This window comes from Candidatus Acididesulfobacter guangdongensis (assembly GCA_004195045.1).
Classification (GTDB): Bacteria; SZUA-79; SZUA-79; order Acidulodesulfobacterales; family Acidulodesulfobacteraceae; genus Acididesulfobacter; species Acididesulfobacter guangdongensis.
On record SGBC01000005.1, the window covers coordinates 1 to 11,986 of the forward strand.

Annotated in this window: 19 protein-coding genes; 15 read left to right on the forward strand and 4 right to left on the reverse strand. The window is 30.6% G+C overall.

Going from position 1 to position 11,986, the window contains the following annotated elements:
* From EVJ46_09905 to EVJ46_09940, 8 genes are all read left to right on the forward strand, one after another.
* On the forward strand, window positions 1-129 hold a 129-nt coding region (locus tag EVJ46_09905), incomplete at its 5' end, for a hypothetical protein (GenBank protein RZD15563.1).
* A gap of 211 nt (window positions 130-340) precedes the next feature.
* Complete coding sequence (locus tag EVJ46_09910; GenBank protein ID RZD15564.1) at window positions 341-613, forward strand: hypothetical protein; 273 nt, start codon at window positions 341-343, stop codon at window positions 611-613.
* Window positions 614-627: 14 nt separating this feature from the next.
* Complete coding sequence (locus EVJ46_09915; protein ID RZD15565.1) at window positions 628-1,023, forward strand: hypothetical protein; 396 nt, start codon at window positions 628-630, stop codon at window positions 1,021-1,023.
* A gap of 38 nt (window positions 1,024-1,061) precedes the next feature.
* A complete protein-coding gene (locus EVJ46_09920; GenBank protein RZD15566.1) occupies window positions 1,062-1,319 on the forward strand; it encodes a hypothetical protein in 258 nt (85 codons plus the stop codon).
* Entirely contained in the window at window positions 1,300-1,824 is a 525-nt protein-coding gene (locus EVJ46_09925) for a hypothetical protein (GenBank protein RZD15567.1), read from the forward strand. The genes EVJ46_09920 and EVJ46_09925 overlap by 20 nt, the downstream gene beginning before the upstream one ends.
* 21 nt (window positions 1,825-1,845) lie before the next feature.
* Window positions 1,846-2,385 (forward strand): hypothetical protein, encoded by a 540-nt coding sequence (locus tag EVJ46_09930; protein RZD15568.1) that lies wholly within the window; start codon window positions 1,846-1,848, stop codon window positions 2,383-2,385.
* A 38-nt stretch (window positions 2,386-2,423) separates the two neighbouring features.
* On the forward strand, window positions 2,424-2,906 hold the full coding sequence (locus EVJ46_09935) for a hypothetical protein (GenBank protein ID RZD15569.1): 483 nt from the start codon (window positions 2,424-2,426) through the stop codon (window positions 2,904-2,906).
* 161 nt (window positions 2,907-3,067) lie between these two features.
* Window positions 3,068-3,877, forward strand: a complete 810-nt coding sequence (locus tag EVJ46_09940; protein ID RZD15580.1) for a site-specific DNA-methyltransferase — start codon at window positions 3,068-3,070, stop codon at window positions 3,875-3,877.
* Window positions 3,878-3,883: 6 nt separating this feature from the next.
* On the opposite strand, the gene EVJ46_09945 is transcribed toward EVJ46_09940, so the two are convergent.
* The gene (locus EVJ46_09945) at window positions 3,884-4,675 is read right to left on the reverse strand and encodes a hypothetical protein (protein ID RZD15570.1); all 792 of its coding nucleotides are present in this window, start codon (window positions 4,673-4,675) and stop codon (window positions 3,884-3,886) included.
* Window positions 4,676-4,721: 46 nt separating this feature from the next.
* Between EVJ46_09945 and EVJ46_09950 the strand changes: the two genes are divergently transcribed.
* The 7 genes from EVJ46_09950 (at window position 4,722) to EVJ46_09980 (ending at window position 10,130) form a co-directional block, all read left to right on the forward strand.
* Complete coding sequence (locus EVJ46_09950) at window positions 4,722-5,306, forward strand: hypothetical protein (GenBank protein ID RZD15571.1); 585 nt, start codon at window positions 4,722-4,724, stop codon at window positions 5,304-5,306.
* Window positions 5,307-5,316: 10 nt separating this feature from the next.
* Window positions 5,317-5,688, forward strand: coding sequence for a hypothetical protein (locus EVJ46_09955; GenBank protein ID RZD15572.1), 372 nt, complete (start codon window positions 5,317-5,319; stop codon window positions 5,686-5,688).
* A gap of 207 nt (window positions 5,689-5,895) precedes the next feature.
* Complete coding sequence (locus tag EVJ46_09960) at window positions 5,896-6,753, forward strand: DNA adenine methylase (GenBank protein ID RZD15573.1); 858 nt, start codon at window positions 5,896-5,898, stop codon at window positions 6,751-6,753.
* 397 nt (window positions 6,754-7,150) lie between these two features.
* The gene (locus EVJ46_09965; protein ID RZD15581.1) at window positions 7,151-7,924 is read left to right on the forward strand and encodes a hypothetical protein; all 774 of its coding nucleotides are present in this window, start codon (window positions 7,151-7,153) and stop codon (window positions 7,922-7,924) included.
* Window positions 7,925-8,548, forward strand: coding sequence for a hypothetical protein (locus EVJ46_09970; GenBank protein RZD15574.1), 624 nt, complete (start codon window positions 7,925-7,927; stop codon window positions 8,546-8,548).
* A 139-nt stretch (window positions 8,549-8,687) separates the two neighbouring features.
* A complete protein-coding gene (locus EVJ46_09975) occupies window positions 8,688-9,380 on the forward strand; it encodes a hypothetical protein (protein ID RZD15575.1) in 693 nt (230 codons plus the stop codon).
* 255 nt (window positions 9,381-9,635) lie between these two features.
* A complete protein-coding gene (locus tag EVJ46_09980) occupies window positions 9,636-10,130 on the forward strand; it encodes a hypothetical protein (protein RZD15576.1) in 495 nt (164 codons plus the stop codon).
* Window positions 10,131-10,146: 16 nt separating this feature from the next.
* On the opposite strand, the gene EVJ46_09985 is transcribed toward EVJ46_09980, so the two are convergent.
* The 3 genes from EVJ46_09985 to EVJ46_09995 all read right to left on the reverse strand — a co-directional run.
* On the reverse strand, window positions 10,147-10,776 hold the full coding sequence (locus tag EVJ46_09985; GenBank protein ID RZD15577.1) for a hypothetical protein: 630 nt from the start codon (window positions 10,774-10,776) through the stop codon (window positions 10,147-10,149).
* A gap of 34 nt (window positions 10,777-10,810) precedes the next feature.
* Window positions 10,811-11,512: a helix-turn-helix domain-containing protein gene (locus EVJ46_09990; protein ID RZD15578.1), complete on the reverse strand. Its 702-nt coding sequence runs from the start codon at window positions 11,510-11,512 to the stop codon at window positions 10,811-10,813.
* Window positions 11,513-11,826: 314 nt separating this feature from the next.
* On the reverse strand, window positions 11,827-11,986 hold a 160-nt coding region (locus tag EVJ46_09995; protein RZD15579.1), incomplete at its 5' end, for a hypothetical protein.

Here is an 11,986-nt window from a genome sequence, read left to right on the forward strand (position 1 = left end):
ATTGTGCCGCCTATCCATATTAAAGATAATTTGGCTTTAAAACCTAATGAGTATGTTATTCTTATAAAAGGCGTAGAGGTATCCAGATTTGAAATAATGCCGGGCAAGTATTTGGCAATGAATGCTTAAACCATGCGGGTATAACCTTTTTATAGTTGCGAAAGGTTTTGCGACAAGAGATGAAGCGATAAAGGCACGCTTAGAATTTAGAAAAAACAAAAAATTCGAGGCCAGCAAAAGTAAAAGGGGATGGAATGTTCACATACAAGAATATATTCCCCGGGCTAAAAAAAGAATTTCATAATCTAATTTTTAAATTCATATATAAAAACGGTGTTTTATGGACGATATTGTTATTGCTTGGTATAAAAAAGACGAATACGACAAATTATTAAGAGTCATTGATGATAAGGATTCTATGCCTAGTGTTTATGAAGTTTGGCTTGAAATTGCGACTGCTACAATGCAAAATTTAAGGAAAGAAGGGTATAATGTTAAAAAAGTAATTGTAAACATTGATGAACTGGTAGATTGGTGCAACGTTATGAAAAAAGAAAATATTGCTAAAAATAGAGCTTTGTTTGTTAGTTTAAGGGCAAATAAAAACTATTAGAAAGAGGTGTCGAAATGTTTGAAAATTTTAAATTAAAATCTGTAAAAAAAAAGATTGCTGAAATTGAAGCACAAATTGTATCTAATCAAAAAGAGATAATTAGAATGGAAAAAAAGTTATCGGAAATACCTGAAAATATGGAATTCTTAAAAAAAATACTTAAGATAACGGACGAAAGAACGCAGGAATATATTAACGATAACGGTCATGATGATTTCAGCAATAAAATAATAGACGCTTCTTTAAACAGAAGCGCAAAGATTTACTATTTAGAAGAAGATTTGAAAAGAATACCTGAAATAATTAAAAGTTTGAAAGCAGAGTTATTTGATTTGGAAAAAGAATACAAAAAAGAAAAGTTAAAAGAAAAGGTTTATTCTTTAACGGAAGGAAAGCAAATTTCCGTATAAAATATATATAAAATATTAAAGAAAAAGAGGGGGGAGGCATGAAAACTACGAGTAAGGTTAGAAATTATATTTTCTACGCATCGCTTATAGCTTTTCTTGTTGCGACTATAATGTCGATTATACACGGAGTCAAATACGGCTCTATTTTTGAGAATGGCAGTTTTTCCGGAACTAAATTTGAACTGCTTATCTATCTCGTGTCTATAGGTGGCTATATCTTATCGTGGCTCGGTTGGCTTGGTATATTGATATTAGCATATATATGGAAAAAGCTATATGAAAATCCAGAATTATAACGAACCAAAATTATATAAAATCGCAAAAGAAATAACTGAGCTCATTCTCCGGATTCCAGGGAATAAACGTATTACCTTTATATACGGTTCTTCCATAGATAAGACGGAAAAGGCAAATGTCTTTTTATCGCCTGAAGGCGTGTTTTGCGGTAGTTATAGCGAGTTTATGGCGGAGGAAGGGATAAAACGTGCGATGCCGGAAATCGTTCGTAGAAATCGTTTGGCTGCCGGAGACAGCTTTAGGAATTTTTTGCAAAAGGTCATAACTTGTGCTTTCGGAAACATAATAATAAGTCAAGAATTAGGTATTGAAACGGATAGAAAAGGTAATGTTCGCCCCATATCTCAGAGAAAAATATATGGGATAAAGTTATACGAAGGGAATTGGCAGCCGTTGTCAAAAGAAGAAGCCGAGGAAATTCATGCCCAAGAAGCGGAAGACATGAAACGTATAGGCAAGAGTTCTTTTGTATATTCTGATTTGTCGGAATTCCTTAAAAAATAAAATCTTAAAGCGGAGATTATAATGTTAACCCAAACCGCATTAGACCTTGACGGCGTTATATTCGACTACGAGAAAACTTTCAGGAAGAAAGCCGCCGAACTTGGTCTAAATATTTCAATCAAACGTCCCGAAATATACAATATGGCGGATAGATACGAGATTACGGCGGAGCAGGTCTCCTTAATCAATTCAAGAATTGACTTTTCCGATATGGAAGTTTTTGACGAGGTTATAAACTTAAAACATTATATTAAGGATATCAAATGCTTTATAACGTCAAGCCCGAAAGAAGCTTTGCATTTGAGAAAATTAAACGTATCTACAGTATTCGGCAAAGACATTCCCGTATATCATGCCGATACGAAAGAAAAGCATAGAATTATTTCAGAACTTGGAATAAAATATTTCATAGACGATTATAATTTGGCAATTCATCATATAGAATTAAACTGTCCTGAGTGCAACGCTTATTGGCTCAATAGAGGTTATGGAGATTTTAGTCTGCCGGAGCCGGAGAATAAGATAAATAGTTTGACGGAATTTTTTAAAATTAAAAAATGATTAAAATAATTTTTAAAATATTTATATTTGCATTTATTTTGTTTTCTGCAAATAAGGTTTTTGCTTTAGGGATTTTTAATATTCCTTACAACCAGTCAGACTCTAACTTTAACAAGCTTGCAATGCGGGTGTATAATTTAAATAGTCCTTATACTTATACCAGCGGAGCTTATACCTATAACGCTTTGCCGCTAACGACGACTATGTCAGGGTGCAAGCTGATAAGCATAATCTGCAGGACACAGGGCTTCCCGAAACCGGTTTATTGGGCTGTGGAAAATTATAAGATTTGCTCCGGCAATATAGCGGAAGTTAAAAATACCAATATGGCGGGTTGGGATAACTTGCCAAACGGGATTAAATCTGTTATAAATAATACTATCCAAGAATCAAGGCAATACGGCAAAGCAACGGCTAATTATTACGGATACAGGATAATAGCAAAAACAGGAGTTTACGTCGGGACGGTATTCGTATATGTGCTTAATGGGATAAAGTTGGAAGCGATTATGAGGTTTTAAAGATAAAAGTATAAGTATAAATTCCAAAAGCTATTGATATTTTTGCAAAAGATAATAAAACTAAAAACATAAAAAAATAATAAAGATATGAAATTAATATGAATTCTACAGAAAATAGCACAAAAGAATACGACTATGATATTCAAAGAAATAAAGAAATAATGAATAATAATATTATTGATATAGGTTTGTCTATTAATAAAGTTTATAACGAAAATTGCATTAATATATTGAAAAAAATAAACGATAATTCAATAGATTTAACTCTAACTTCTCCACCATACGACAATCTAAGAAATTATAAAAATAATATTTTCGAAATATGGAATAAAAACATATGGGAACAAGTCATATACGAACTTTACAGAATAACAAAAACAGGTGGCATAGTAGTTTGGGTCGTAGGCGATGCTACGATTAACGGTAGCGAGACTTGTTCAAGCTTTAAACAAGCACTTTACTTTAGAGAAGTAGGATTTAATTTACATGATACGATGATATACCAAAAACAAAATCCTATACCGCAATTTAAAGCGCACAGATACACAAATTCGTTTGAATATATGTTTGTATTCAGCAAAGGCTTGCCAAAGCATGGAAAAATTATAGAAGTAGAAACCAAACAATGTGGGCGTATAGATATAAACTATAGAGGACAAGTAACAGCAGACGAAATATATATAGGAAAACCTAAAAAAATAGTTAAATCAAGTAAAATAAAATCAAATATATGGATATATAGCCAAAACAACGGAATAGACAGAAAAATAAAACACAAAGCACAATTTCCCGAACAACTTGCAAACGATCATATAATAAGTTGGAGCAATGAAGGTGATATAGTTTTAGACCCATTTGCAGGATCAGGAACTACGCTTAAAGCAGCAAAACTAAATAAAAGAAATTATATAGGAATTGAAATTAATAAAGAATATTGTGAAATTATTAAAAAAAGATTGGAATTTTTTTGATAATATTTATATGGCTTGAATATAATTATAAGCATAGTAAATATTTGAAAAAGCTTTCAGGTTATCGCTTAAATATAAACCATATTTTTTTAGAAATGACTGTATATCAATATTTTTATCTTTAATTGATGTTAGCATTGGATAAAATAACTCATTATTCTCCAATAATAAACATTGGTTTTTAGTGTCTAATGTTGTATTATTAGAAATTTGATGAAATAGAATATAAGCTTTTCCATTAAGTTTTGAAATAAAATTTTGTTGAACTAAATATTGTTTAGGATTAACTTTATTACAACGGAATTTAAACGTTTTAAAAATGTTTTCTATAGCCGATTGAATATTTACAGTATCAAATAAATAAGTTGCTTCGATAGATATAAGTTTTTTATTATTACTTAATTCTAATGAATCTATATCACAAGTAAGACAATTTAATGGTCTGGTTTCTAATCTATATTGCCAATAAGAATTAATTAAATCATTATTGCTAATATTTTTAGACAAAGTTAAATTTAACATACTACTTATTTTAGTATTATCAATTTTATATGGAGAATTTTTTTGAAAACTTATTTTAATACAATTAATTGGAATACTGGAAATTAATTGACAAATTTGATTAAAAAGAATAGATTGTGGATTATTTATATTGTTTTTTATTTCAAATACAATAGATATTGGTTCTGCTTTAAGATTATAATTAATTTGGGGCCATATAAATTCTCCATAATTATTAATAACTGATATTCGCCAGTTTTCAAAAACTTTTACTTTATTGGTTTGAATATTTTTCATTTTTTTAATATATCATTTTTTTATTTATTAGTAAAATAAAATAATCTTGCTTTTTATTTTTAATAGTTCTAAATCCAAACGCATATTTATTCTCCCCGTTATTGCCGTTTTTGCCGGCGTGCTTTTGCTTTATCCCTTTTTCTCCCGCAATTTTACCGATATTTATTTTGCCGTAACTACCGCTTTTTCAACCCATAAATTAATTATCCCTGACGGTTTTAACTTTAAATATCTCATTCTTTTCTCCGGATTAATTTTAATGTCTTTGACGGATATGCTTTTTGAAAGAATACACAGATTTATCCCCATATTTTTAATGCTTGCGGGCGTGTTATTCGCCTACATCGCAAATAAGCCCCTTATTAACGCTTTTGAGGCGTTGTTAATTGGTTTAGGCTTGTTTATCCTAATTGATATTTTAAAGGTCGGTTCTTACGCCGCAGGCGACGTTTTATCGGCAGGGGCGATAGGAATATTTGTCGGGAGAGAAAATATAATAATAATTTCGGTTTTGGCGATTATTTTAGGAAAAATAATTATGAATTTCAGCGCCAAGATAGACGGAGTGTTCGACAAGTCAAAAATTAAGCAGTTTCATTTTGCTTTAGATATTGATTTTTTATTAAGATAAGGATAAAAAAATGATAAATAAATATAAATTGATATTATTATTAGCGTTGTTTTTTATATTCCAAACAACGCAATCTTTTGCTTTCGGCATTTTTAACATTCCATACAATAAATCAGATTCTAACTTCAACAAACTTGCAATGCGGGTTTATAATTCCGGCAGTCCTTATACTTATACTTACGGAGCCTATACCTATAACGCATTGCCTATAACAACGACTATGTCAGATTGCAAAATAATAAGCATAATAAGGCGCACTCAGGGCTTTCCTAAACCGGCATATTGGGCAATAGAAAATTATAAGATATGCAACGGAAACATCGCAGAGGTTAAAAATACCAATATGGTGGGGTGGGGTGGGATAATTTGCCAAAAGGAATAAAACCTGTTATAAATAATACTATTCAAGAGGCAAGGCAATACGGCAAGGCAACGGCTAATTATTACGGATACAGGGTAATAGCAAAGACGGGAGCTTACGTCGGGACGGTATTCGTTTATGTGATGAACGGGATAAAGCTGGAAGCGATGATGAGGTTCTAAATGTTGATATTTTTAAAGTAAATTTTATAAATAAATTCAAATCCATATGCCTATTTTAAGTTTAGTAGAATCAAAAACAGATGCAAACCTTACCAATCCTAAGCCTTTCATTAAGTGGGCCGGGGGGAAAAGACAATTAATCGAAGAACTTATAAGTTTGTTTCCCGCAAACTATAATAGATATTTTGAACCATTTATCGGCGGCGGCGCATTATTCTTTGCTATTCAACCTGAAAATGCTTATATATCTGATATAAACCCGGAACTCATTAATCTTTATAATGTCGTAAAAAATGATGTAGATTCCTTAATCGAGGATTTACGCAGATATAAAAATACGGAAGAAGAATTTTATAAAATAAGAAATTTAGATAGAAAACCTTCTTACAAAAAATTTAGCAAAGTCAGAAAAGCAAGCCGTTTTATATATTTAAATAAAACTTGTTATAATGGTCTATATAGAACTAATTCGGATGGATATTTTAACGTACCGTTCGGTTTTTATAAAAATCCAAACATAATAGATGAAAAAAATTTAAAAGTATGTAGCGAGTTATTGAAAAAAACCGAAATTGCATTGTCGCCTTTTTCGGCCATAGAAAGTAAGATAAAAACCGGCGATTTTGTTTATTTTGACCCTCCTTATATGCCTATAAGCAAAACATCGTCTTTTACTAAGTATTATAAGGACGATTTCGACGTTGATGCCCAGTTTGAACTTAAAGAGTTATGCGACAGGCTCACTAAAAAAAGAGTTTATTTTATGTTATCAAATTCTTATAGTGAATTAATCTTAAATTTATATAAACAATATAATATCAAGAAAATAAGGGCTATAAGGGCAATAAACTGTAAGGCGGCTAAAAGAGGCGCTATAGACGAATTAATTATTACTAATTATTAAAAAGGTATGAAAAATGGCAGGATATATATTTAATTTAGACAGTGAAGATTCATTAAAGTTGTATATAAACAATGGAATATATGCAACAAAAATAAATTATCCAGTTAATAGATGGAGAGACTTTCAGGAAGCTACTTTTGCGGATTATGCTACTATGAAAGCGGGTGATAATGTTTATTTTTTTATTAAAAGAAATATTTATGGAATAGGAGAACTTACTAATATTAATAATGATTGTAAATATTCTAATTTTCTATCTATTAAAGATCCGCTTAAGGTCAAATATGATGAAATCAACAAAGAACTTTTATGGAATGAAAATATAATTGACAATAAATTTCAGCCATGGGTTTGTTTCTTTAAACCTGCGCCATATTTTTTTACGAAAGGAATAGATATGGATGATGTTCTTGCTTCTAATCCTTCTGCTTTTAAAATGCTTAGGGCTTTTTGGAAGGTTTCGTTTATAAAATTTGACGACGAAGAGAATCAAGCATTAAAGAATATTATACTTAAGTTTAATCAAAGTTGTTTACAAGAACACACATCGGATTGTATTTATACCACAAATTATAAATATTTCCACCAAGAAATTGACAATAAAGTTAAAAATAATGATTATATATTAAATTTAAGTACAATTTTAAGTTGTAATGACGAAGATGGTAGGTTGACACACGAAATGGCGTTAGAAGCTGGCATTTTATATCAATTATCTTATAGATACCCCAAAACTATTGATATATTAGGTGAATGGGATTATTTGTCTCACCAAGTAGTAGCTTCTCCTTTTAAACCTATTGATTATATGGATAAAATGGATATATTTGGTTTAAAGTTTATAACTGGTTTTGCTCCTATGAAATCGAAATATGTTGTTATAGAATTAAAAAAAGATTCAGGCTATAATCAAGATATAGAACAATTAATGAAATATGTCGATTGGGTTAAAGACGAATATTGTCATGGAGACTATTCGATGATTGAATCTTTTTTAATTGCGTTTGATTTTCCTGAAAATATTAATGAATATAAGAATAACTATGCGGTTAGAAATTACATTATAGGAAGGAGGCCTGCAAAATCGTCTAAATGGAATAATCTAAATATAGTTAAATATAAATATAATAAAGAACTAAATGAAATAGAATTTATTAAGTTTAACGAATAAATGTTTAATTTCGCCATATCTAAGCGCATATTCATTCTCCCCGTTATTGCCGTTTTTGCCGGCGTGCTTTTGCTTTATCCCTTTTTCTCCAGCAATTTTACCGATATTTATTTTGCCGTAACTACCGCTTTTTCAATTCATAAATTAATTATCCCCGCAGGTTTTAATTTAAAATATCTCGTTCTTTTCTCCGGATTAATTTTTATGTCTTTGACCGATATGCTTTTTGAAAGAATACACAGGTTTATCCCTATATTTTTAATGCTGGCGGGCGTGTTGTTCGCTTATATGGCGAATAAGCCCCTTATTAACGCTTTTGAGGCGTTAGGCACAGGTTTAGGCATATTTATCCTAATCGATATAACAAGGCTCGGTTCTTACGCCACAGGCGACGTTTTATCGGCGGGAGCGATAGGGGCGTTCGTAGGGATAGAAAATATAATTATTATTTCGATATGCGCTATAATATTAGGAAAGCTAATAACTTATTTCAGCGCAAGATTGGACGGGATATTTGATAAAAGCAGGGTAAAACAGTTTCATTTTGCTTTTGTGCCGGTGTTGTTTCTGGTGACGGCTCTTCTGTTTGTATTAACGCTGTATTTGCCCTTTCAAGCCTTTTAATAAATTATTTTCATTGACATAAAATTAACGGTATTATATAAAAAATAAGAAGGGATTAACCCGTCCAGTTAAAAACGGAAAAGCCGTCCAGTTAGAACGGAATAAGCAAAACAACAGAAAATATAATAATCTAAAAGATATGGTTCAGGATAATTTATTAAATTTGATACTTGAAATTAATAAAGCCACCGCAAATGATTTATTTAGAATGTACACTGCGAACGGCGGACCTAATTCTACCACTATATTATCGGGATTGATATTTCCGAAATATCGAAATGATAATAGTAAGATGACTTCTGAATTAGAATTAAGAATAAGCGAACAAGAAGCGAGAATGCTTTATTGTTTTAACTTAAATAATAATAATAAATATAAATACTTATATTCCATTGAAACGCCAACCAGTAAAATTTATAATTTTACCAAACTAGTGAGGAAAGACAATAACGGCAAACAAGGAAGAAGCGCACTTTCTGATTTAAGTATTTATGATTCATCAGAAAATAAGTTGCTTAACGTTGAGTTTAAGGCTCACAATCCGGAACAAAGAAGCTACGATAAAGACATAGAAAAACTTATAGGAGAAGCAGTTTGCGGCAATTGGTTTCATTTATTGAAAAATGCGGATAAAGGAACTATTCAGTCTTTAAATGATAAATTTAAATCTGCTCTAAATAAAATTAATCCCGAAAATATTCTTAAAGAGAACAAAGATTTATGGATTCTTTTCTTCATTGTTATTTTAGATAGAAATGAGACAAAACATAAACAATTAAGTTTTAGTCAGATTAGCGATAAAAATTATATAGAAAAATTATTTTCTGAATGATAATTGGTAAACGCAAAATATAACCAAATTTATATAATGGCTATTGAAGATTTTAACACCGACCCAAACATCCAAATTTGCTATTTATGCGGGACGTCTCTTTCCGGGGAAACTAACCGAGACCATGTTCCGCCGCAACAACTGTATGCCGATGCAATAAGGAAAAGCCATAATCCTAATCTCCTTACCCTGCCGGTCCATAAAAACTGCAATAGTTCTTATTAGTTCGACGAAGATTATTTTGCCGCCACGTTAATGCCGCTTGGACTCGGTTCTTATTCCGGCAATGCATTTTACTCGGAAACGCTTTCTAAATTTAAACAAAACAAAAAAGTAGGCTTAATCCGCAAAATTTTAGGCGAGTTTGAGCCTCGTCCATCTGGATTATATCTGCCGAACAATAAAGTAGCAAAACGGTTTGACGGCATGCACCTTAGACGTATAACATGGAAGATTATTCGGGGGCTATATTTTTATCATTTTAAAGAATTTATTCCGGAAAGAATAAAAAAGGATATCAGGATTGTCTCGCCAGGGGAAGAACCGCCGCCGGATTTCCTTGAGATTCTTAACGAACCGACGCATGGACAATACCCTGGTGTTTTCGACTATAGGTTTATCGCTTTTCCCGAACTTCACAATTCCCATTACTGGGCAATGCTTCTATGGGATAGAATAATTCTAATAACCGTTTTCCAATATCCGGCATGCGAATGCGATATATGCGTTGCGCCGCTGGTATCGGTTTGAGCGGCTTAATCCTGTTTTAAGGTTTATATTTTTTAAAAACAGAAGACAACTCTTCTTTGTAAATACATAAAAAATCTTCAATTTCATAGGGTTTTAAGTAATAATTTTCGAATATCTCAAGGCATGGTATATATCCCATCTCTATATATTTTTTATTCCTAATATTAATTCCCATATTCTTAGCGCCTTTTTTTGTACCTGCATGCAAGTAAATTTTTTTAGGTAATTTATCGAGGTGTGCCCCTATTAAGAACGCTGTGTCGTAATAATATAATGGACCAATGTATTTTAATTTTTTAAGCGATTTAATTATAATTTCATGCAAATTGTGAAAATTATCGGCTCCGGAAATTTTAGTTTGATTGTCTAACAATATATCTTTGGCTATATCAAGCTTATTTTTTGATTTAAGACGATGATGTGGATGTCTTTTGCCTTTACCTATAATCATTAAAGCGGCTTTTTTGATTGCATCGGTTATCGATGGCATGTTTTTAAATTCTTTAATTTCTTCGGCTGTGATTTTGCTATAGTTATATTTATATTCTTTTATATAGATTTCTAATTTTTTACATTCATCGGGGGCCGTATTTCTATTTATTATACTCGTTTCGATTTTGTTTTTTGTATACAATTTTTTAGACATAATAATTATATATCCATATTGTATTAAACTATTTTTATATATCCTGCCAAACCCATTTAACCTTTCCTATTATAAAACTTTTTCCTGTTTTCAGTTCTTCATTTGAAATTTCAATATCATTATATATTATATTCTTGGATTTTAAAACTATACCTTTTTGGTTTTTTGTAACATATCTTATTACTGGTCCTTCATAGGGCAAATAAACACAATATATATGCCCAGAAATAGGGATCCTATTTTTGCTATCTGTATCTATTCCGACATAAGCATTGTTTTTGATGTAAGGATCCATTCCTTTATCGTTTATTTTTAGGACTTCTATTGATTGTGAATTAAATTCTTGTGAAATCATTAAAGTACCTATTGGTTTTATTCCAGGTAAATCGGCTAATTTTTTTATATTGTCAAATGCATTCATAGGAATAGTTTGATATTTTAATATATTAGGAAGAGATATATCAATAAATGATAAAATTGACGTTTCATAAAATGGTATATTATTTTCACTTTTTGTAAAAAAATAAGAAATATCAACTTTAAAGACCTTTGCCAATTTTATTAAACATTCGATTGTAATACCCTTACCTTTTTCTTCCATCCTCCAAATAGTCATTTTACTTTTATTGATTGCCTTAGCAAGTTCTTCTTGTGAAAGTCCCTGCTCTTCTCGTTTTTTTTTTATTAATGAGGCAATTCTTGCTTTTATTTCTATATTTTCAGTTTCTGATATCATAATATTTATTTATATCATTAAATGTTACAATAAACAATAAAAAAATATTGACATATTACAAATTATGTTATATTATATGACATAATTTGTAAAATATTATTCAATAAATTATTTAAAATAGAAAGGAAATAAAATATGGAAGAAAATATATTTTGTAAAAAAACTGATCAAAGAAATGAAAGCGATGTAGAGCAATTTTTTGCCATAAGATTATTAAAAGAACTTGGGTTTAAAGACAGTAATATTTTAACTAAATTTACAATTCCCAAACATCTTATCGGTAAAGGTGCAAAAAAGAAAGAACATAGACCAGATTATGCGATAAAAATAGGAAATACTTGGGTGATGATTGTTACAATGACATACCCGTAAACCCCAACCAATATCAAAAGAGTTGTCAAAACTCCGGGTCCGACTATTAACGGAACTCCGATAGGCACAACGCCTAAATCAGCATTATTTAAAGATTTTTTC